This is a genomic window from Microbacterium sp. KHB019 (genome assembly GCF_037285405.1).
In the GTDB taxonomy this organism is placed as follows: domain Bacteria; phylum Actinomycetota; class Actinomycetes; order Actinomycetales; family Microbacteriaceae; genus Microbacterium.
The window spans coordinates 1021403-1043051 of the sequence record NZ_JBBDHF010000001.1 but is presented as its reverse complement, the minus strand read 5'-3'; the positions used below and the strand labels follow the sequence as shown (position 1 = coordinate 1043051).

Below are 21649 nucleotides of genomic sequence, written 5' to 3'. Positions count from 1 at the left end.
TCGCCAGGAGGAGTGCGTGATGGATTGGAAGATCGAGCTAATCTTCGTGCCGGTGACGGATGTCGACAGGGCGAAGGCGTTCTACGTCGGGATCGGGTTCAACGCCGACCACGATCACGTGGTGCAGGAGGGCCTGCGGTTCGTCCAGATGACCCCGCCTGGGTCGGCGTGCTCGATCGCGTTCGGCGAGGGACTGGGGGTCGACCTGGAGCCCGGTCAACAGAACACGATCCAGGTCGTCGTGCCCGATGCGGATGCTGCGCTCGCGCAACTGCGCGATGCAGGGGTCGAGGCCGACGGTGTCGACGAGCAGGCCTGGGGCAGGTTCGTGACGTTCGACGACCCGGACGGCAACACCTGGACTCTGCAGCAGATGCCCGACTACAGCACAGCCGGCTGATCCGCGACGCGTTCGCATTCGGGGCTTCCGCGTGCGGCGAGTCGGGAATACGGTTTGCCTGACGGGCGCTGTGTCTCTTCGCACGTCGCGCCCGTCCGCGACGGCAGATGGGTGCGCGTATGGAAGGTCTTGAGGTCACAGTCCTGCTCGGGCTGACGATTCTGGTCGGAACACTTCTCGCGCCCCGGGTGCGCCTCGCGCTGCCCCTGGTGCTCGTGGTGTTCGGTCTGCTGCTCGGGTTCGTCCCCGCCCTGCGCGAGGTCCAGCTGCCGCCGGAGACCGTGCTGCTGCTGTTCCTGCCGGTCATGCTGTTCTGGGAGAGCGTGACGACGTCACTGCGGTCGATCCGTCGCGACTTCCGGTACATCCTGCCGATGAGCACGCTGCTCGTCGTAGCCTCGGCATTCGCCGTCGCCGCGGTCGCCGTGCTCTTCGGGATGCCATGGGAGATCGCCCTGATCCTCGGCGCGGCGGTCGCGCCGCCGGACGCCACGGCCGTCGCCGCCCTCGGGCGGCTGCTGCCTCGGCGCAGTTTCATGAAGCTGAAGGCCGAGAGCCTGACGAACGACGGTACGGCCCTCGTGCTGTACGCGATCGCCGTCTCGCTCGCGGTCGGCGGTCAGGTCACGCCGTTGATGATCACCGGGACCGTCGTCGTGTCCTACGTCGGCGGCATCGCCGTCGGAGGACTGGTCGCGGCGGCCGCGTGGCTGCTGCTTCGGCGAGTGCACAGCACGATCGCGATCAACGTGACGATGCTGCTGGTGCCGTTCACCGCGTTCATGGTGGCCGAGCTGATCCATGCGTCCGGCGTGCTGGCTGTCGTGGTGGCCGGCCTCATCGCCGCCTACGTGGGCCCGCGGATCACGACGGCGGCATCCCGCCGCCAATCCGAGGCCGCCTGGCCGTTCGGGGTGTTCCTGCTCAACGGCGCGCTGTTCGTGCTCATCGGTCTCGAGGTGCAGTGGGTCGTCCACCAGACGTCGCTGCCGATGATCGGCTGGCTCTCACTCGCCACAGTCGCGGTGTGGGTCGCGCTGCTCGTCGTGCGGTTCCTGTTCCAGCTGCTCTCGGTGCCGTTCCAGCGCGGCGGCGCGCAGCATCCGCGGGGTCTGCGCACACGCATGATGGTGGTCAGCACGATGGCGGGCATGCGCGGTGCCGTCTCGCTCGCGATCGCTCTCTCCGTGCCGCTCACGATGCCGGACGGCTCGGCGCTCACGGGCCGCGACGAGGTCATCTTCGTCACCGCGGGAGTGATCCTGCTGAGCCTGCTGGTCCAGGGGCCGCTGCTCCCAGCGGTGGTCCGCTGGGCGCGGTACCCCGTCGACCACGGCGAGGACGAGGAGTTCGAGCTCGCTGAGCGTGCGATCTCGGGGTCGGCGATGGCGGCGCTCGACGCGTTGGCGTCCGAGCACGGCATCAGCGATGAGGTGCGCGATCGTGTGCGGCGGGACGGGTACGAGATGCTGGAGCTCGCCAACGCCAGGGCGATGGCGAGGGAGCGGGCGCTCATCGACGCCGAGGTCGGCGCGATGGAGGACATGCTCGGCGCTCCCGACCCGTTCGCCGACGGTTCCGCCGACGTGAGCAGTGCGCCGACGGTCGTCGACGGAACGACGCTGCAGATGGTCGCGACGTCCGCCGATGTGGACCTGGAGCAGCGCTCGCCGCTGATCAGGTACGACGAGTTCTCGAGACTCAAGCTGGCGATGCTCGACCACAAGCGCGAGGTGCTGCTGAGCCTGCGCCGGTCGGGAACGGTCGATGACATCGTCGTCCGGCGGATCTCTGCGAACCTCGACCTCGAGCAGGTTCGCATGCAGGGGATCGAACCACTCGACTGAGCGATCAGGCGATCCGCGTCGCGCCGCCGGTCACCTCGATGCCGCCTGCGGTCGGGATCCTCACGTCGAGGGTGCTCGGCCGGCCGACGTGCCGTCCCTGCTGGATCCGGATCACCTGCTCCGGATATCCCTGGGCGCGCAGGTACGCGCCGGTGGACGCGGCGGCCGAGCCCGTCGCCGGGTCTTCAGTGATCCTTCCGACGGGGAAGAGGTTGCGGGCCTCGAACTCCCACGGACTCAGGGCATGGAGCACGGTCACGGTCCCGAGCCAGCCCTGCTCGCGCATGAGGGCGGCGACCTCGGCGGGGGAGAAGCGGAACTGGTGGAACACCTCCGGATCAGTGATGACGACGATCGGATGCCAATTGCCCGCGAACGATTCGCGTACGGGGAAGCGCGGGTCGATATCGGCCTCGCCGAGTCCGAGAAGGGCGAGCAGCCGGTCGCGCACCCGCACGTCGATGTCGCGGACCTCGGGCTCCACGCTGGTGAAAGACACCGTGACGGAGCCGTCGGTGCTCCGCGTCGGGCGCAGTTCCACGCGTCCCCCCTGTGTTTCGAAAGACAGGGTTTCGGAGGATGCGTCCCCGGCGCCGCCCCGTTCGACCAGTGCGACGGCCGTCGCGACGGTTGCGTGGCCGCAGAACGGCACTTCGGCGGCCGGCGACCAGAATCTCACCCGATACCTGTGCGTCTCGACATCCTGACCGATGACGAACGCCGTCTCCGAGTACCCGACTTCGGCCGCGATCCGCTGCATCGACGCATCGTCGAGGTGCGCAGCATCCAGGACGACAGCCGCCGGATTGCCGCCCTCCGGTGTCGCTGCGAACGCGCTGTAGCGCAGGATCTCGGGGGCATCGGCCATGGCGAGGAGCCTATCGGAGGGAGCGCATCAGCTGTTCACGCGGATGATCTCCTGCTGGTACGGCGCGACGACGGCGGGGGAGATGCGCAGGTCGAGAAGCAGGAAAGGCCGCTCGGATGCCGGCTCCGCAGACCACGTCTCCAGTCGCTCGAGGTCCTCGAGAGTGCGCACGACGACGCCTTCGCCACCGACTGCCGCGGCGAAGGCGGCGAAGTCGACCTCCGGGATGCGCATGGGGTCCTCGGCCAGGCCCTTGAGTCCGTACAGATGCACTTCCGCACCGTAGGCGGCGTCGTTCCAGACGACGGCGCAGCCACGGCCTCCTGCTGCACGAACGGCTGATTCGAGGTCCGCGATCGCCATCAACCCGCCGCCGTCACCGCTGGTGAGGACGATCGTGGATTCGGGCCTCGCGCGGGTCGCGCCGACGACACTCGGCCAGCCCTGGCCGATCGCCTGGAAGGCGGTGCCGATCATCATCATGCGGTCGGGCGATGCCACCGGCCAGTACATGTTCGCCCACCCGATGAAGTGCCCGCCGTCCGAGACGACGACGCGGTCCTGCGGCAGCAGCTCGGCGATGCGACGGGCGGCGGAGCGCGGGTCGAGTCGGCCGTCGGGGGCGAGTTCGTCGCCGCCGTCATACGTCCGGGCCGCCGCCACGTCGACGGTCTCACGCCACGGCCCGCCTTGAGAAACCACTTCCGGCGCGAGAAACCCTTCCCCGCGTGGTTTCTCGTGCCGGAGATGGTTTCTCATGGAGGCGAGGCGCTGGACGAGCGCCTCCGCCACCACGCGAGCATCACCGCGGACGAACCCGCCGACGTTCGCGTGCGTCGCGGCCGGCGCGACATCCACCTGGAACACCCGGGTCCCCGGTGCGAACAGCTCGCCGAAGCGCATCGTGAACTGGTTCAGCGACGCTCCGAAGACGACCGCGACATCCGCCTCGCGGACGAGGTCCATGGCGCCCTCGGCGCCGAACCCACCCGTCACGCCCAGGTCGTGCTCCGCGGAGGGGAAGACGCCCCGCCCCAGCGCGGTGGATGCCGTGAGCGCCCCGGTCGCGTCGGCCAGAGCGCCGAGCGCTTCACCGGCTCCCGCAAGCCACGCGCCCCGGCCGGCCAGCAGGAACGGGCGCTCGGCGTCCCGGAGGGCTGCTGCGATCTCGTCGAGCATCCCGTCGGCGAACTCGCCCTTCGGAGCGAGCGGAGCAGGGGAGCGCGGTGACGGCGCCTCGGGCACCGGCCCTGCCTCGAGCGCGGCGACATCGTAGGGGATGGCCAGCACGACCGGCAGTCGATAGGTCAGAGCATGCTCGATGGCGATGATCGTGGTCGCCGCGGCATCCGCTCTGCCCACCGTGTACGTACGAGAGCCGACGGCCGACGCCAGGGCGATCTGGTCGACGTCCCACGGCCGCGGACCCGATGTGGGCTCGTCGCCGACGACGAGAACCAGCGGAATGCGTGCCTGAACCGCCTCAGCGAGCGCCGTCAGCGTGTTCGTGAAGCCGGCGCCGTACGTGGCCGTACCGGCGGCGATCCTGCCCGACGCGCGATAGTGCGCATCGGCCGCCACCACCGCGCCCTGTTCGTGGCGGACCGCGGTGAACGAAGCGTCGGTGTCGCGTTCGAGAGCATCGAGGAAGTACGCGTTGCCGTTGCCCATCACGCCGAAGACGGCGTCGATGTGCTGCGCCAGCGTGAGGGCGACGTGAGCGGAGACGGAGGGCATAACAGTGCCTTTCGAGACGGTATCGGTGAGAGATTCCGTATGTGTCTCGCGCGGCGCATCGATGCGACGTCGGCTTCGTGCCCTTTTTTCGAGCACCGGCTGAACCGGACCCCTCGATTCTAGCTCCGCACTCCGGCCAGAATGGTCGCATGGCGACACGCGCGGCTTCTCTCTGGCACGACCTGGTTCGGCGTTCGAGGGCCGGCTCCCTGTCGCTCGAGACGACGGCGCTTCTCGTCGGGGCAGCGTTCTTCTCCGTCGGATTCGTGGTGTCGCTCCCGCTGTTCTGGGGACGAGAGCTCGACATCGCCGGCGCCTGGTCGATCGGGGCGTACGCCGCCGTCGGCGGAGCGGTCGTCGCCATCCTCTCGGTGCTGCTGGGGCGGGTCGTCGTGCGGCGGGGCCGGATAGCCGCACAGGCCGACGGCCTCACCATGCGCGACGATCGCCTGCGCTGGTACGACACGGCGGCCATCACCCTCGCGTACGCCGCGACCGCCCTGCTGGGCTGGTCCGGCATCGCCGCGCTGCTCGAACTCAGCTTCGCGGATGCTCCCGTCTACGACTTCCCCGGTGCGATCCTCGTGGCCGTGGCCTTCGCGCTCACGGCATACGTGTGCTTCCTGAGCGCGGCATCCCTCACGCCCATGATGCTCTCGCTGGTGCTCGCGATCTTCCTCGTGGTTGGCGCCTTCGCGAGCATGCTCACGGCGACCGACCGGCACTGGTGGCGCGACAACCTCTCGGCCCTCGGCATGGCGAGCAACGATTCCGCCTGGATCTTCAACGGAACGCTGATCGTCGCGGGGGTCATCGTCACGACGGTCAGCCGCTATGCGACCGCCGGTCTGCCGGTCGCCGATCCGCAGCAGAAGCGCGGCCGCCATTACGTTCGGATCGGCATGATCCTGATGGGGATCTTCCTCACCTGCGTCGGTGTCTTCCCTGTCGACGCGTTCTTCATCGTGCACAACACCGTGGCAACGGGCATGGCCGTCGCCTTCGCAGCGGTCGTGATCGCGCTGCCGTGGCTGCTCCCGTCGATCTCGCGCGTGTTTGTGGGGATGGGCTACGTGTACGTCGCCGTGATCGTCCTGCTGGGCATCTTCTTCGCGACCGGCTACTACAACCTCACCGCGGTCGAGCTGATCGCCGCAATACTCATCTTCAGCTGGATCATCGTGTTCCTGCGTGCCGCCGACGACGTGCAGTCGCAGCCGGCGACCGAGAACGCCGTCGAGCAGCAGCCGGCGGTGTGAAACTCAGTCGCGCAGAGCGCGAGTGGCTTCGCGGGTGCGCTGGAGGGCATCCATCGTCTCGGCGAACCGACGCTTGCCGATGCCGACGAACAGGCAGTCGACGACCGTGAGCTGTGCGATCCGGCTGACCATCGCGCCGGCCCTGAAGGACGACTCACGCACCTCGGTGAACAGCGCGTGGTCCGCGGCACGCGCAAGGGGCGAGCTCTTGGCGGAGGTCACGGCGATCGTCGCTGCGCCGCTCTGTCGCGCGGTGCGCAGGAACCGCACCGTCTCGTTCGTCGTCCCCGAATGGGAGAACCCGATCGCGACGGTCGGTCCCGTGTTGAGGACCGTCGCTGCGACGGCTTCATGCGGATCGCGGAGCACGTGGGCGTTGCGCCCCACGCGAAGGAGCTTCTGCGCCAGGTCCTCGGCCACGAATTGGCTGGCTCCGATGCCGTACAGCAGGATGCGGTCTGCTCGATCGATATCGGTGATCGCGGCCTCGAGCACGTCGAAGTCGAGCGCCTCCACGGTCTCCTCGATGGCGAGCAGCTCGAGGGCGGCGAGTTTGGAGACCGCCTCGCGCAGCGAATCGCCGTCCGAGATCTCGGGTCCGACCATGCCCCTGGCGGAGAACTGCGCCGCCTCTTTGCCGAGTTCGGTCGCCAGAGCCATGCGCAGGGGAGCGTAACCGCTGAATCCGATCGCTCGGCAGAATCGCACGACCGAGGCCACCGACGTGCTGCATCGGTTCGCGAGTTCGTTGATCGTCATGTCGACGACGACGGACGGACTCTCGCGTACGACTGTCGCGATGCGCGCGAGCGAGGGCGGCAGGGTCGAAGCGGCCGCTTCGATGGTGGTCTGGATGCTCATCCGCGCTCCTGAGTGCTGGGATTACAGTATGTCGCGTCGACGGTCTTGTCTCGGCGGTGAGTCGACCGATGGTAAATTCTTTTCAAAAAGTTTACGTGCCATGTAGACTCTTTCCGAAGCCGAGCTGTTCTGAGAGTTGAGAGATGCCGATCGAGCACCCCATCGTTGCCGTCGATCTCGGAAAGACGCGCTGTCGCCTCGCGGTGATCGCCGCCGACGGGCGTGAGTCGTATGCGGGTGCGGGTTCCCCTGGCCTGGCGACACCCGATGGCGTGCAGACGGCTCTCGCTGCGATCCTTCCTCTGCTCGCCCAGACCGGCGACGTCCAGAGCCTGAGCATCGGCGTCGCCGGCGCGTGGAGCGTCCCGGATGCCGCGCGTGAGCTCGCAGCCCTGCTGGCGCAGTCCACCGGCGCGGCCGTGGCTGTGACCTCCGATGTCGTCACCGCTCACGCCGGGGCGCTCAGCGGAGCATCGGGCACTCTCCTCATCGCCGGCACCGGTGCCGCCGCGCTCGGTGCGGATTCCTCAGGGGTTCGCCTGGTGGACGGCTGGGGGCCCGATCTCGGAGACCTCGGGGGCGGGTCCTGGATCGGTCGCGAGGGGATCCGCGCGACGCTGCGCGCCCGCGACGGCCTCGGCGGGCCGACGGTCCTGGGCGACGCGGTGCGCTCGCACATCGCTCCGGCTCCGGATGCCGTCGCCTGGCTGGCCGGCGACGAACCCGTCGCCCGGCAGCTCGCCAGCGTCGCGCCGCTCGTGCTCGATGCGGCGGCGGCCGGCGACGACGTCGCCGCCGGGATCGCCGCCGAAGCCGCACGCCTGCTCACAGCTTCAGCTGTCGCGGCATCCGATGATGCTGACGTCGTGATCCACGGCGGCCTCGGCGACCACGCCTGGTTCCGCGCCGAGCTCGAACAACTCCTGACCTCCGCCGGGCGTGTGATCGTGGCCGCGGCCGGCGATGCCCTCGACGGCGCTGCGCTGCTCGCACGCCATACCGATACGCCCCACGAAAGGTTCGTCCACCGTGCCTGATAAAACCGTGCCTGATGACACCGTGCCTGATAACAACTCCTCCGACTCCACTCGCCTCGCAGAACTGCTCGGCGTGCTCTCGCAGCTCGACACCGAGGCGGCCACGACGGAGCGCGGCGATCTCGACCTGCTCGACACGGTCGATCTCGTGCGTCGGATGAACGCCGAGGATCAGCGCGTTCCGGTCGCTGTCGCCGAGCGCGCAGTCGACATCGCTCGCGCGGTCGACGGGATCACCGAGCGATTCCGCCGTGGTGGGCGGCTCATCTACATCGGTGCCGGCACTGCCGGACGCATCGGCGTGCTCGACGCGAGCGAGTGCCCGCCGACGTTCGGCACGGATCCGTCCATGGTGGTCGGCATCATCGCTGGGGGAGAGCCGGCGATCCGCTCGGCGGTCGAGAACGCGGAGGATGACGCCGACGCGGCAGAGGCTTCGCTGCGGGAGATCGGACTCACCGACCGCGACACCGTCGTGGGGATCTCGGCGTCCGGTCGCACGCCGTACGTCGTCGGCGGACTGCGGTACGCGCGGGGGATCGGCGCATTGACGGTGGCGATCGCATCGAACCGTGACTCCGATATCGGGGCGGCGGCCGAAGTTCCGATCGAGATCGTGACCGGCCCCGAGTTCATCTCCGGGTCGACGCGTCTGAAGTCGGGGACCGCCCAGAAGCTCGTCGTGAACATGCTGACGACGCTGTCGATGATCAAACTCGGCAAGACATACCGCGGCGTGATGGTCGACCTGCTGGCGACCAACGAGAAGCTGCATGCCCGGTCGATCCGGACGGTCACGGAGATCGCCGGAGTTGGAGTCGGCGAGGCTGCTGAAGCGCTGCAGGTGGCCGGCGGGTCGGTGAAGCTCGCCCTGCTGACGCTGGCCACCGGTGCGGACGTGGATCGGGCGCGCGGAGCGCTGGCTCAGGCAGACGGCATCCTGCGTGAGGCGATCGCGGCGCTCAGCTGATCCGGATCTCGAAGCCTTCGCCGCCGGGCGCGATGACGAGCTGCGTCAGATCGTCGACGTGGTGGGCAGGGCCGAAAGCGGGCGCGTGCGCTCCGACGCCGATGACCGTCATGCCGGCGTCGAGTCCGGCGCGGATGCCGGCGCCTGAGTCCTCGAAGACCACGCAGTCCTCGGGAGCGATGCCGAGCGTGGACGCCGCGAGCAGAAAGCCCTCCGGATCGGGCTTGCTGTTGGTCACCCGCTCTGCCGTGATGGCGAGCTCGGGGATGCTGAGCTCCGAGGCGCCCATCCGAGCGGTCATGAGAGCGACGTCCGCGGAGGTGACGATGGCGTGCGGGTAGCCGTGAAGCGCGTGCAGCAACTCCGCCGCGCCGGCGATCGCGACGACGCCGTCGGTCTCGGCGCTCTCGCGGGCGAGCATCCGCCGATTCTCCTCGAGGTTGATCGCGTGGTCGCGCTCCGGGAGCAGGATCGACATGCTCTGCCATCCCTGACGCCCGTGCACCGTCGCGAGCACGGTGTCGCGGTCGAGGCCGTGGGGCTCGGCCCACTCCAGCCACAGCCGCTCGACCACGGCCGTCGAGTCGACGAGTGTGCCGTCCATGTCGAGGAGCGCGGCGCGGGCGGTGAGAGTCGTGACCATGCGTCCAGGCTAGCCCGGGCGATGGACGCCCCCGCCGCCCACTATCCTGGGTACATCCCCCGATGCTCCACCCGGCAACCCGCGCGCCGGACGATCTTCGGCGCGCTCAGACATGCAAGGACGCAGATGAACGACTTCGCGGCACAGGGCTTCGTGACACACCGTGACGACTGGATGGCCAGAGAGGAGCTCGCCGAGCGGATGGTTCCGCTGGTCGGTGCGCTGCGACGTGATCACGAGGTGGTGACGTCGCTGCACGGGCATCGCCTGCTCGGTCTGTCGACCACCGGCATCATCGAGCTGCACGAGCGCGTCGCTCAGCTCGGTCACGAGGAACTCGCTCTCGACGACACTCTCGCCGTGCTCGAGGGGCTGCGCGATCTCGAACCAGGAGCCTCGTCGATCGATGTCGCCCGGCTCGTCGCCGGACGAACGGATGCCCCGCTCGACGAGTACCTGCGGGAGGCACTCGCCCCCGCGATGGGAGCGACCCCGGCTGAACCAACTGATGTCGTTCTCTACGGGTTCGGTCGTATCGGGCGTCTGCTCGCCCGCATCCTCATCGCGCATAACAGCGGCGGCAGCGGTCTGCGGCTGCGCGCGATCGTCGTGCGTCGAGGGTCGGAGAACGACCTCGTCAAGCGTGCGTCGCTGCTGATGCGCGACTCCGTGCACGGCCGCTTCGCGGGCTCCGTCACCGTCGACGAGGACGCCGAGCAGATCATCGCCAACGGCACCCGCATCCAGGTGATCTACTCGAACGACCCGGCATCCGTCGACTACACCGGCTACGGCATCCAGAACGCGATCGTCGTCGACAACACCGGGCGCTGGCGCGACGAAGCGGGTCTCAGCCGTCACCTCGAGGCGAAGGGCGTCGCCCGCGTGCTGCTGACCGCCCCTGGCAAGGGGAAGCTGAAGAACATCGTCCACGGCATCAACGACGCGACCATCGCGCCCGAGGATCGCATCCTGTCCGCGGCGTCCTGCACGACGAACGCGATCACGCCGGTGCTGAAGGCCGTCGACGAGGCATACGGGATCGTGCGGGGCCACGTCGAGACCGTTCACTCCTTCACGAACGACCAGAACCTCATCGACAACTTCCACTCGGGTGATCGCCGCGGGCGCTCGGCGGTGCTGAACATGGTCATCACCGAGACGGGGGCGGCCAAGGCGGTGGCGCGTGCCCTGCCCGAGCTCGAGGGCAAGCTCACCGGGTCGTCGATCCGCGTTCCCACTCCCGATGTCTCGCTCGCCGTCCTCCACTTGACGCTCGAGCGCCCGGCGACGAAGGACGAGCTCAACGACTATCTGCGTCGCGTCTCACTGCACTCGAAGCTGCGGCAGCAGATCGACTACGTCGAGTCGCCGGAGGTCGTCTCGACGGACTTCGTCGGGTCGCACCGCGCAGGCATCGTCGACGGGCTCGCCACGATCGCGAACGAGCAGGACGTCATCCTCTACGTCTGGTACGACAACGAGTACGGCTACTCGTGCCAGGTCATCCGCGTGCTCGAGGTCATGGCGGGCTCGCACCCCGTCGTGCTGCCTCCGCGCCGCGAGGTGACGCTGCAGGGCTGAGGCGGCCCCCCAGACCGGATGCGGTATCGATTCGGTCGGTTCTGATCGTTCACAACCGACCGAATCGATACAGCCTGAGCGAGGTCGGTCAGCCGTTCAGACGGCTGACGATGTCGGCATCCACGTCGCCCGTCACGGCGATGTACTCGCCGTTGACGACCAGCGTCGGGGTGCCCGCTCCGCCGGTCTGCGGATTCTGCGGCAGCTGCTGCGCCTGATCGACCGTGAACTGCCGGTAGGTGCCATCTGCGATGCACTCCGCGGCATCCGCGCCGCCGACCTCGGCGGCGAGTGATGTCAGCTCGTCGTCCGGCACGCCAGGGCCGCTGGGCTTCATCGCGAACAGCTTCGTGAAGAACGGGTAGGCGGCGCCGGGGGCAGCGTCCGCGACGCAGTACAGCGCGCTTCCCGACCGCTCCGAGAACTGCGTGCCGGATGCCGCGTTGAGACCCGAGAGGGCGACGGGCTGCAGACGCAGGCTGATCGCGCCGTCGTCGACGAGATCCTGGATGCTCGGACCGTAGAGCTCCTCGAAGTCCTGGCAATGCGGACACGCGAAGTCGAACCAGAGCTCGACGTCATCAGGACCATCGCCGATCGTGATGGCACCGGTCTGCTGATCGACGATGGCTCCGCCGGGAGCCAGGGCTTCCGTGCCCTTCCGCTGGTTGAGCACCACGACAAGGATGCCCGCGACGACCAGCGCGATCACCACGCCGATCGAGATCCAGACAGCGAACCAGTTGGGTCTTCGAGATTCCGCAGCCATCGTCGTCCGTCCTCGTCGGGTCAGCATTGGAATCGACCCTAGCGGGTGGGCGATGTCGGAGGCGGCGGGCAGTATGGGGGAATGGACACCGGGATGCTGCGGGCGGAGCGCCTGCGCTCGCACCGGTTGACTGCGCCGGCGCGCTCGGTGGCGGATGCCGCGCGCCACATGCTCGCCGTGCAGGCCCAGGAGTTCTGGGGCGGCCGCTGGGCCTTGGCATCCCGCGCCACGGGTGCGCCGACGCTGAGCGCCGTCGATCGGCTGTTCGAGCGCGGCATCCTCATCCGGGCGTGGACGCAGCGCGGCACCTTGCACATCGTCCCGGCGCGCGACTTCGGATGGATGCTGCAGGCCACCGGCGCACGCCAGATGCGCGCACAGGAGCCGCGGCTGCGGGAGCTCGGGCTCGACGCCGATGTGCTGACGCGGGTTGAGAACGCCGTCCGGGCGGCGCTGCGAGGCGGCAACGCCCTGACGCGCGCAGAGTTGTTCGATCTGTTCACCGGCATCGGCGTCGACCCCGCCGGACAGCGCGGCGCCCACGCGATCGGCGCCCTCGCGCTGCACGGCATCATCTGCCAGGGGCCGGTGGTGGCGCGACCGGGCGGGGTGAGCCGCGAGCAGTACTTCGTGCTCGTCGAGGAGCATATCCGCGAGTCGGCGTGGCCCGCTGATCCCGCTGCGGAGATGTTCGTGCGATACATCAGCGGGCACGGTCCGGCGACGGCTGCCGATTTCGCCTGGTGGGCCGGTCTCACGCTTACGGTGGCGCGTGCTGCGGCGTCGGCGGCACAGGGCGACGAGCGCATCCACGAGGTCGACGACGGCGTCTTCGCCGCGCGGGGCCGGCCGCGGCGCAGTCCGCGTGCGGCATCCGTGCTGGCCCTCGCCTCATTCGAGGAGTACTACATTTCGTACGCCGACCGCTCGGTCGCGTGTGCGCCGGAGCATTCGGCGGCCGTTGGGCCGGGCAAGAACGGCATGGTGCGCCCGATCCTCCTGGCGGACGGCGTGGTCGTCGGCACGTGGCGGCACTCGACCGCCGTCGGCCGCCACGCCGACGACCCCGTGCCAGACCTGCTCGCCCCGGGAAGCGCGAGCGACGCGGGCGTCATCGCAGCCCTCGACCGTTACGCGGCCTTCATCACCGGCTGATCGCGCGCCTCACTCCACCGCATGCCGGTCGAGGAACGCATAGACCTCGCTGTCGTCGACTCCGGGGAACGCGCCGCGGGGGAGCGGCGAGAACATGTGCGTGTGGACGCGGGCGCTCGGCCAGGAGTTGCCGTTCCAGCGTGCGGCGAGGGCGGGGTCGGGGCGGCGGCAGCAGGCCTCGTCCGGGCAGGTCGACACCACGCGGTCCGACGTCTCGCGTCCACGCCACCAGCGCGCGTCGTCGAACGGCACCCCGACCGTGACCGAGAACTCGCCGTCGCTGCCCGATCCCGTCTGCGTCGCGCACCAGAACGTGCCCGAGGGGGTGTCGGTGTACTGATAGCGCTCGGTCGTGCGATTCTGCTGCGTGAAGGCCGCCCGAGCCTGGAACTTGCGGCAGACGGGTTGTCCCTCGACGGCGCCGGTGACGTCCATCGGCAGCGGCAGATCATCGTTCTCGTAGACGCGGGTGATGGCGCCGCTGTCCTCGACGCGCAGGAAGTGCAGCTTCATGCCCAGGTGCTCGGTCATGAGATTCGTCATCCGCATGCCCGCTGCCTCGTGGGTCACTCCGAATGCGTCGCGGAAGTCCTCGACGGCGAGGTTGCGGTCCTTCTTCGCCTGCTGCAGGAACGCGACCCCAGCGGTCTCGGGGATCAGACACGCAGCGGCGAAGTAGTTGATCTCGAGCCGCTGCTGCAGGAAGTCCGCGTAGTCGGTCGGCGGGGTGTGGCCCAGCAGCCGGTGCGCCATGGCCTGCAACGCCATCGAGCGCAGGCCGTGGCCGCCGGGGATGGATGCCGGCGGCAGATAGATGCGACTGTTCTCCAGGTCGGTCACCGACCGCGTGGAGTGCGGGAGATCGCTCGCGTAGATGAGTTCGAATCCCAGCTTCTCGGCCATGAGGATCACGGTTCGGTGGGTGAGCGCTCCGCTGACGTGGCCGGCCGACTTCAGTTGCTTCTCGGCGAGCTTCTCGATCTCGGCGACGTAGTTGTTCTGCGCGCGCATGCGCAGCCGCAACTCGGTGTTGGCTCGGCGAGCCTCCTCCGGCGTCGCGATCGCCTCGCGCTCCCGCCTCTGCAGCTCGCGGTGCAGTCCGAGGATCGACTCGATCGTCTCGTCCGGGATGCCCTTCGACACCCGGACCGGACTGACGCCGAGCTGGCGGAACACGGGGCTCGCCTGCGCCTTCTCTAGCTCGATCTCGAGCGCTGCCCGCCGGTTCGGCGGTTCGCCCGAGATGAGGTCGGCGACGTCGGTGTCCGTCGCTTGGGCGATCGCCTGCAGCAGGGACAGCTTCGGCTCGCGCTTGCCGTTCTCGATCAGGCTGAGCTGCGACCCGGCGACGCCGACCTTCGCGCCGAGTTCGTCCAGCGTGAACCCGTGCGAGACGCGGTGGTGCCTGATGCGATGACCCAGTGTCGTGAGATGGATGCCGGAGCTGCTCATTCTTTGAGCATAGCGAAAGAAACGAGCTTCTTTAGATCGGAATCGCCCGAAAACGGCCGTCAAGGTTGCACAGAATGGATGCAGGTACCGATCCCTTCGATCCACGGATCCTCAACCCAAGGAGCAGAAATGGCTATGGCCGAGACCTTCACCCCTCGCGTTCCCGCGGTCTCCGCAGTGCGCACCCTGGGCGCGGCTCCGACGTACGACACTCCTGCCCTGTCCGAGCTCAAGGCGTGGGTCGAAGAGATCCGCGAGCTCACGCAGCCCGCCGCCGTCCACTGGGTCGACGGGTCGCCCGCCGAGAACGACGCGATGCTGCGCGGTCTCGTCGACGAGGGCAAGCTCATCAAGCTCAACCCCGAATGGCGTCCTGGCTCGTACCTGGCCCGCTCGCACCCGAGCGACGTCGCTCGCACGGAGGCGCGCACCTTCATCGCCTCGGAGCAGGAGAAGGACGCCGGCCCCACGAACAACTGGGCGGACCCGTCCAAGATGCGCACCAAGATGACCGAGATCTTCGAGGGCTCGATGCGCGGCCGGACGATGTACGTCGTGCCGTTCTCGATGGGTGCCGTGGGCGGTCCGCTGTCGCACATCGGCGTCCAGGTCACCGACAGCGCGTACGCCGTGGCATCCATCGGAATCATGACTCGGGTCGGCGACGCCGTGACCCGCCAGATCGCCGAGGGCGCTCCCTGGGTCAAGACCGTCCACTCCGTCGGAGCTCCGCTCGCACCGGGCGAGGCCGATGTCGAGTGGCCGTGCAACGACGACAAGTACATCGTCCACTTCCCCGACACTCTCGAGGTCTACTCCTACGGCTCGGGTTACGGCGGAAACGCCATCCTCGCCAAGAAGTGCTTCGCACTGCGCATCGCCTCGGTGATCGCCCGCGATGAGGGATGGCTCGCCGAGCACATGCTCCTCATCCGAGTGATCGACCCGAACGGCAAGGCCTACCACGTGGCCGCCGCCTTCCCCTCGGCGTGCGGCAAGACGAACCTCGCGATGCTCCGGCCGACGATTCCTGGCTGGAAGGTCGAGACGCTCGGCGATGACATCGCCTGGATCCGTCCCGGTGAGGACGGCCGCATGTGGGCCATCAACCCCGAGGCCGGATTCTTCGGTGTCGCACCTGGCACCGGCGAGTCGACGAACGTGACCGCGATCGAGACGCTCTGGGGCAACACGATCTTCACCAACGTCGCGCTGCGCCCCGACGGTGACGTCTGGTGGGAGGGACTCACCGACACCCCGCCCGCGAACCTCATCGACTGGGAGGGCAACGACTGGACGCCCGACTCCGGACGCCCCGCAGCCCACCCGAACTCGCGCTTCACGGTCGCTGCTGCGCAGTGCCCGCAGATCTCCGACGACTGGGAAGAGGCCGTCCCGCTCGACGTCATCCTGTTCGGTGGCCGTCGCGCGAGCAACGTCCCGCTCGTCGTCGAGGCGACCGACTGGACGCACGGCGTCTTCCTCGGCTCGACCATCTCGTCCGAGCGCACCGCCGCGGCCGAGGGCACGCTCGGCGAGCTGCGCCGCGACCCGTTCGCGATGCTGCCGTTCTGCGGTTACAACATGGGCGACTACTTCGCGCACTGGCTCAAGGTCGGACGCTCCCTGCGCTTCGACCGTGCACCGCGGATCTTCCAGGTCAACTGGTTCCGCCGCGGATCGGACGGCCGCTTCCTGTGGCCCGGCTTCGGCGACAACGCCCGAGTCGTCGACTGGATCATCCGTCGCATCAGCGGCGAGGTCGCAGCCGTCGACAGCCCGATCGGCCGCCTGCCGCTGACCTCCGATCTGAACCTCGACGGGATCGACATCCCTGAGCAGGATCTCGAGGAGCTGTTCAGCGTCGACCCGGCTGCCTGGGCTCAGGAAGCCGATTCCACCGAGGCGTTCTACGACACTTTCGGCGAGACCCTGCCGGCGGCGCTCCGCACCGAGCTCGCGTCGCTGCGGTACCGCCTCGCACAGGCGCAGTAGGCGCCTCGCACAGACTCGCGGCGGCGGGATGGCAGGGACAAACCCATGGCTGAGTGGTCCCGATCATCCTGCCGCCGCGATACAGCCGGGCCTGTCCCGCTCTGCAGACGTTTCGGGGGAATCAGTCTGCAGATCGGGACAGCGTCCGCACCTTCGCGCACTCGCGGGTCGTTGAGCGAAGGGCGAAGCCCGAAGATGAAAAGGGCTGACGAAGCGAGTTGAAGCCTCGTGACGACCGGATGCTACGCCAGCAGCTGATGCCTCGCGAGATCCCGGTAGAGCGGAACCTGCTCGATGAGCTCCGTGTGCGTGCCGGTGCCGACGACCTCGCCGTCCTCCAGCACGACGATCACGTCGCTGTCGACAACGGTCGACAGCCGATGTGCGATCACGATGAGGGTGCGATCGGCCGAGACGGCGTCGATGGCCTCGCGCATGCGCTGCTCGTTCACGCCGTCGAGAGATGACGTCGATTCGTCCAGCAGCAGGATCGGTGCCTCGGTGAGCAGGGCCCGCGCGATCGCGAGCCGCTGACGCTCACCGCCCGAGAGCATCACGCCGTCCTCGCCTACCGGTGTCTGCAGACCCAGAGGCCCCCGCTCCAGCACGTCTCCGAGGTTCACGGCGCGCAGGACGCGCTCGCAGTCAGCATCCGTGGCGTCGGGGGACGCGAGCCGCAGGTTGTCGGCGAGGGTGCCGGCAAGGGTCGGGGCATCCTGCTCGACATAGCCGAAGTTCGCGCGCAGCTCGGCCCGCGGGTACGTGCGGATGTCGTCGCCGTCCAGACGGATCGATCCGCCGGTCGGGTCGTAGAAGCGCTCGATGAGAGACAGGATCGTGCTCTTACCGGCACCGCTGGGCCCCACCAGCGCCACGCGCGCACCGCGCGGGACGGAGAACGACACCCCGCGAAGCACCTCAGCGCGTTCGGTCTCCTCGGGCACCGCATCGCCCTGGCGCTCGAGATGAGCGTCGACGAGCAGCGTGCGTGCTTCGCTGGCCGCCGCCTCGCGGGCTGCGACGACAGCGTCGGGGTAGCGGAAGCGGACGTCGTGGAAAGAGAGCGCGGGAACCGTCGGCCCGGCATCTGCCGACGGGACGGATTCCGCCGACAGCGACTGGGCGATCGCGGCATCCTCCTGGTCCTCCGTCGGCAGGTCGAGCACCTCCTGGATCCGTCCGAGCGCGCCGAGCGCCTGGTTCACCGAGGTGATCGCGCCGAACGTCGTGGCGAGCGGCATGATCAGCATGAAAAGGAACATGACGAACGTGACCAGGGAGGCGACGGTGATGGCACCGGCCGCTACCCGGAAGCCGCCGACGCCGAGCACAGCGAGCAGCGACAGCTGCAGGGCGACGCCGGCGATCGGCACGACCAGCGCCGAGACCTTCGCGATCCGCACGCCGATGCCGTAGGCCTCGTCGGCGAGCCCTGTGACGGAGTGCGTCTCGCGTTCGGTCGCTCCCGACGCTCGTACGGTGCGAATCGACCCGACCGCGCGCTCGACGGCCGAGGCGAGTTCGCCGACCTTTACCTGCTGGGCCGTGGATGCCGTGCGGATGCGGCCGCTGAGCAGCACGACGACGACCAGGGAGACGCCTACGACCACGACGATGATCAGAAGAAGGAGCGGGTCGATGACGAGCATCGCGATCAGAGCGCCGAGGAAGAGCAGCGCGCTGCCGACGGCGTCTGCGAGCCCCTGGGTGAGGACGGCGTACAGCAGCGTCGTGTCGGTGCCGACACGTGAGACGAGGTCGCCGGTGCGTCGAGCATCGAATTCGCGGATCGGCAGGTGCAGGATGCGGGCGATGAGCTTGCGGCGACTGGAGAGCACGACGGCGGTTCCTGTGCGCTGCAGCAGGTAGTGCTGGTACCCCGAGATCACCGACGAGACGATCACGAACCCGACGAGTGCCCAGATAAGCATGCCGAGCGGCCGGCTCTCCTGGACGAACCCGATCACCTGACCGACCAGCAGCGGCTGGGCCAGCGAGGTGAGTGCGCCGATGACGCTGAGCACGGCGACGACGATCAGCGTGCGCTTGTGCTCGAACAGGAAGGGGAGAAGCTGGCGGAATGTGGCGCGCGGACCGTCCTGCGGCGCACCGCGTCCGCGCCGGCGAGTGGGCGCCGTACGAGACATGCGAGACCTCGATCTGAAGAAAAAGGGGTTACCTACGACCGTACTTCCTGTGCGCGGCCTGCTTCGTCACGCCGAGGGCGCTGGCGATCGCCTGCCAGGAGTATCCGGCCAGGCGTGCGCGGCGCACCTGCGCTTCTTCGGCGCGGGCGATCTCGAGACGGATGCCGGCGAGCCGGTGCAGTTCGGCGATCGGCTCGCCGTCCGGGTCGAGGGCCTGCGCGGTGTGAACGGTCATAGCGTCAATCTATGTTGACCGCTCGGTCTGTGTCAACAAAAGCTGACGCTTGAGTGCGTCATGCTGTATGACTTCGGTCGGTTCTGATCGTTCGAAGCCGACCAAAGCGATACAGCGTCCGTCGTCGACCGGCAGAATGGCCTGATGCTGACACCGCCCAAGCTCGTTCCCGGCGACCGCGTCGCCATCCTCTCGCCCGCCTTCGCGGCTCCTGCGGTCGCTCCTGAGCTTCACGAACAGGCGCTGCGCCGCCTCACAGAGCTGACCGGACTCGTCCCGGTCGAGTACCCGACGACCCGCGAACTCGGTGCCTCGCCCGAGGCGCGAGCGGCCGATGTCAACGCAGCGTTCGCCGACCCGAGCATCCGGGCCATCCTGGCGACCATCGGCGGCGACGACCAGATCCTCGTGGTGCCGCATCTCGATGCCGCGCTCGCACAGGCCGATCCGAAGCACTTCGTCGGGTACAGCGACAACACCAACCTCCTGAACTGGCTGTGGGGCCTCGGCATCCCGGGCTTCTACGGCGGCTCGACCGCCGTGCACCTCGGACCCGGTCCCGCCGTCGACGACATCCACCTGCGATCGTTGCGCGCTGCGCTCCTCGACGGCGGAGAGCTCGAGCTCACCGAGCCAGGGGAGTCCGAAGACGTCGGCAAGCGCTGGGAGGACCCGCGTGCTCTCACGGAGTACGGCGACCGCGTCGTGACCGAGCCATGGGTCTGGGCAGGACCCGCCGCGCGGGTCGAGGGGCGAACGTGGGGCGGCTGCCTCGAGGTACTCGACGGCGTGGCGTTCGCTGATCGTCTGCCTCCGGCATCCGATCTCGAGGGTGCGATCCTGCTGATCGAGACGAGCGAGGAGCGGCCCCCGGCATCCTGGGTCGCGCGATGGATGCGCGGACTGGGGGAGCGGGGCATCCTCTCGGCGGTCGCCGGAGTCGTCGTCGCCCGTCCGCCGGTGAGCGACTTCGACTTCCGCCCCTCAGCATCCCAGGCCGAGGCGCTCCGCCGCGCCCAGCGCGACGTCGTCATCGAGACGGTCGCGCGCTACAACCCGGATGCGGTCGTCTGCGTCGGTGTGCCGTTCGGGCACACTCGTCCGCAGTGGATCGTGCCGTACGGCGGCCGGATGCTCCTCGACGGCGCGGCACGCACGATCCACGCGATCTACTGACGCCGAGCCCCCGTCTACGTACCGAGGCCCCGTCGTAGATGTGACTCTGCGACGGGGCCTCGGTTATGAGACGGGGCCTCGGCAAGCGGGACGCGGTAGCGCGGGCTACAGCTCCGCGCTCTGCGCGAGCCCGAGATCGGACTCGTAGTCGTGATCCTTGGTCTCGGGCGTGAAGATCAGCGCGATGAAGGTCAGCACGCCCATGGCCGACAGGTACAGGCCGACCAGCCACGGCTGGCCGCCGACAGCACTCCACAGCGCAACGGCGATGAACGGTGCGACGGCGGCACCGAGGATCGAGGACACGTTGTACGAGATCGCCGACCCCGAGTACCGCACATTGGTCGGGAACAGCTCGGGCAACAGCGCCCCCATCGGGCCGAAGGTCGTGCCCATGAGCATGAAGCCGAGGATCAGGAACGCCTGGGTCAGCGCTCCCGTGAACCTCGGGTCGACCTGCGGAAGCAGGAACACGTTGAAGCTGAGACCGAAGACGATGATCGCCGCGGTGACCCACATCAGCAGGCGACGGCGTCCGACAGCGTCAGCGATCGGGCCCGACAGGAGCGTGAAGATGCCGAAGAACACCACCCCGACGATCTGCATGAGCACGAAATCGGTGTATCCGAACCCGAGACCTGGCACCTTGGCATCGGTCAGGGCGACACCGTAGGTGAGCGTGAAGTTCGTCATCAGGTAGAACAGCACGTATGTCGCCAGCATGATGAACGTGCCCAGGAGGAGCTGCTTCCAGTAGTGGCGGAACACCGTCGCCAGAGGCATCTTCCGGATCGCTCCGGTCTCGGCGGCCTTCTTGAACGTGTCGGACTCGACGAGCCGCAGTCGCACCCACAGGCCGATGATGACCATGACGGCCGAGAAGAGGAACGGGATGCGCCATCCCCATGCCAGGAACGCCTCGGACTTCAGCGACGGGTCCTCGGCGTGCGGCAGAAGCCAGTTGATCGCCAGGAAGATGAAGTTCGCGATGATGAAGCCAATCGGGGCACCCAGCTGCGGGAACGACCCGTACCAGGCGCGCTTGCCCTTGGGGGCGTTCTCGGTCGCGACGAGCGCGGCCCCTGACCATTCGCCGCCGAGCGCGAAGCCCTGCGCCAAACGCAGGACGAGCAGCAGGAGAGGCGCGACCCAGTTGATCTGCTGGAACGTCGGCAGCACGCCGATGAGGACGGTTGCGATTCCCATGGTGAGCAGGGATGCCACGAGCGTCGCCTTGCGCCCGTACTTGTCGCCGAAGTGCCCGAAGACCATCGCGCCGATGGGGCGCGCGACCATGGCGGCGCCGAAGACGGCGAAGGACGCCAGGAGCGACGCGGTCTCGTTGTCACTCGGGAAGAAGAGGATCGGGAAGACGAGAACAGCGGCCGTCGCGTAGGCGTAGAAGTCGTAGAACTCGATGGTGGTGCCGACCAGACTCGCTGTGATGACGCGCGAGCGGGGGTTGGCAGGTTTGACGGTGGTGCTCAAGGTGCTCCTGACGATCGGTGCTCAGA

18 protein-coding genes are annotated in these 21649 nt (G+C 68.4%); 9 read left to right on the top strand and 9 right to left on the bottom strand.

What is annotated here, in order from left to right:
• The first annotated feature begins 19 nt into the window (after window positions 1-19).
• Entirely contained in the window at window positions 20-400 is a 381-nt protein-coding gene (locus tag KHB019_RS05105) for a VOC family protein (protein WP_337458216.1), read from the top strand.
• Window positions 401-519: 119 nt separating this feature from the next.
• Window positions 520-2247 carry a Na+/H+ antiporter gene (locus tag KHB019_RS05100; RefSeq protein WP_337458215.1) on the top strand — a complete coding sequence of 576 codons (1728 nt, stop codon included), beginning with the start codon at window positions 520-522 and terminating at the stop codon, window positions 2245-2247.
• A gap of 4 nt (window positions 2248-2251) precedes the next feature.
• Here the strand turns inward: KHB019_RS05100 and KHB019_RS05095 are convergent, their stop codons facing one another.
• Both KHB019_RS05095 and KHB019_RS05090 read right to left on the bottom strand, forming a co-directional pair.
• The gene (locus KHB019_RS05095) at window positions 2252-3115 is read right to left on the bottom strand and encodes a PhzF family phenazine biosynthesis protein (RefSeq protein ID WP_337458214.1); all 864 of its coding nucleotides are present in this window, start codon (window positions 3113-3115) and stop codon (window positions 2252-2254) included.
• 27 nt (window positions 3116-3142) lie between these two features.
• Window positions 3143-4852 (bottom strand): thiamine pyrophosphate-binding protein, encoded by a 1710-nt coding sequence (locus KHB019_RS05090; protein ID WP_337458213.1) that lies wholly within the window; start codon window positions 4850-4852, stop codon window positions 3143-3145.
• 149 nt (window positions 4853-5001) lie between these two features.
• Here KHB019_RS05090 and KHB019_RS05085 point away from each other — a divergent pair, with 149 nt between their 5' ends.
• Window positions 5002-6111: a DUF998 domain-containing protein gene (locus KHB019_RS05085; protein WP_337458212.1), complete on the top strand. Its 1110-nt coding sequence runs from the start codon at window positions 5002-5004 to the stop codon at window positions 6109-6111.
• Between the two features lie 3 nt (window positions 6112-6114).
• On the opposite strand, the gene KHB019_RS05080 is transcribed toward KHB019_RS05085, so the two are convergent.
• Window positions 6115-6972 (bottom strand): MurR/RpiR family transcriptional regulator, encoded by an 858-nt coding sequence (locus KHB019_RS05080; protein ID WP_337458211.1) that lies wholly within the window; start codon window positions 6970-6972, stop codon window positions 6115-6117.
• A 143-nt stretch (window positions 6973-7115) separates the two neighbouring features.
• Here KHB019_RS05080 and KHB019_RS05075 point away from each other — a divergent pair, with 143 nt between their 5' ends.
• A complete protein-coding gene (locus KHB019_RS05075) occupies window positions 7116-8009 on the top strand; it encodes a BadF/BadG/BcrA/BcrD ATPase family protein (protein WP_337458210.1) in 894 nt (297 codons plus the stop codon).
• 7 nt (window positions 8010-8016) lie between these two features.
• The gene (gene murQ, locus KHB019_RS05070; RefSeq protein ID WP_337458209.1) at window positions 8017-8979 is read left to right on the top strand and encodes an N-acetylmuramic acid 6-phosphate etherase; all 963 of its coding nucleotides are present in this window, start codon (window positions 8017-8019) and stop codon (window positions 8977-8979) included.
• Here the strand turns inward: murQ and KHB019_RS05065 are convergent.
• Window positions 8972-9622: an HAD-IA family hydrolase gene (locus tag KHB019_RS05065; RefSeq protein WP_337458208.1), complete on the bottom strand. Its 651-nt coding sequence runs from the start codon at window positions 9620-9622 to the stop codon at window positions 8972-8974. The genes murQ and KHB019_RS05065 overlap by 8 nt on opposite strands.
• Before the next feature lie 126 nt (window positions 9623-9748).
• Between KHB019_RS05065 and KHB019_RS05060 the strand changes: the two genes are divergently transcribed.
• Complete coding sequence (locus tag KHB019_RS05060; protein ID WP_337458207.1) at window positions 9749-11206, top strand: glyceraldehyde-3-phosphate dehydrogenase; 1458 nt, start codon at window positions 9749-9751, stop codon at window positions 11204-11206.
• Between the two features lie 88 nt (window positions 11207-11294).
• On the opposite strand, the gene KHB019_RS05055 is transcribed toward KHB019_RS05060, so the two are convergent.
• Window positions 11295-11975: a DsbA family protein gene (locus KHB019_RS05055; RefSeq protein ID WP_337458206.1), complete on the bottom strand. Its 681-nt coding sequence runs from the start codon at window positions 11973-11975 to the stop codon at window positions 11295-11297.
• Window positions 11976-12056: 81 nt separating this feature from the next.
• Here KHB019_RS05055 and KHB019_RS05050 point away from each other — a divergent pair, with 81 nt between their 5' ends.
• Window positions 12057-13130 (top strand): winged helix DNA-binding domain-containing protein, encoded by a 1074-nt coding sequence (locus tag KHB019_RS05050; protein WP_337458205.1) that lies wholly within the window; start codon window positions 12057-12059, stop codon window positions 13128-13130.
• Between the two features lie 9 nt (window positions 13131-13139).
• On the opposite strand, the gene KHB019_RS05045 is transcribed toward KHB019_RS05050, so the two are convergent.
• The gene (locus KHB019_RS05045) at window positions 13140-14582 is read right to left on the bottom strand and encodes a helix-turn-helix domain-containing protein (protein ID WP_325471266.1); all 1443 of its coding nucleotides are present in this window, start codon (window positions 14580-14582) and stop codon (window positions 13140-13142) included.
• Between the two features lie 129 nt (window positions 14583-14711).
• On the opposite strand from KHB019_RS05045, the gene KHB019_RS05040 reads away from it, so the two are divergent.
• On the top strand, window positions 14712-16577 hold the full coding sequence (locus KHB019_RS05040; RefSeq protein ID WP_230102035.1) for a phosphoenolpyruvate carboxykinase (GTP): 1866 nt from the start codon (window positions 14712-14714) through the stop codon (window positions 16575-16577).
• A 242-nt stretch (window positions 16578-16819) separates the two neighbouring features.
• On the opposite strand, the gene KHB019_RS05035 is transcribed toward KHB019_RS05040, so the two are convergent.
• Window positions 16820-18724 carry an ABC transporter ATP-binding protein gene (locus tag KHB019_RS05035; RefSeq protein WP_230102036.1) on the bottom strand — a complete coding sequence of 635 codons (1905 nt, stop codon included), beginning with the start codon at window positions 18722-18724 and terminating at the stop codon, window positions 16820-16822.
• A 28-nt stretch (window positions 18725-18752) separates the two neighbouring features.
• The gene (locus KHB019_RS05030; protein WP_230102037.1) at window positions 18753-18959 is read right to left on the bottom strand and encodes an AsnC family protein; all 207 of its coding nucleotides are present in this window, start codon (window positions 18957-18959) and stop codon (window positions 18753-18755) included.
• A 144-nt stretch (window positions 18960-19103) separates the two neighbouring features.
• Here KHB019_RS05030 and KHB019_RS05025 point away from each other — a divergent pair, with 144 nt between their 5' ends.
• Window positions 19104-20135: a S66 peptidase family protein gene (locus KHB019_RS05025; protein WP_337458204.1), complete on the top strand. Its 1032-nt coding sequence runs from the start codon at window positions 19104-19106 to the stop codon at window positions 20133-20135.
• A gap of 105 nt (window positions 20136-20240) precedes the next feature.
• Here KHB019_RS05025 and KHB019_RS05020 read toward each other — a convergent pair whose 3' ends face one another.
• A complete protein-coding gene (locus tag KHB019_RS05020; protein ID WP_230102039.1) occupies window positions 20241-21623 on the bottom strand; it encodes an MFS transporter in 1383 nt (460 codons plus the stop codon).
• Window positions 21624-21649 lie beyond the last annotated feature (26 nt).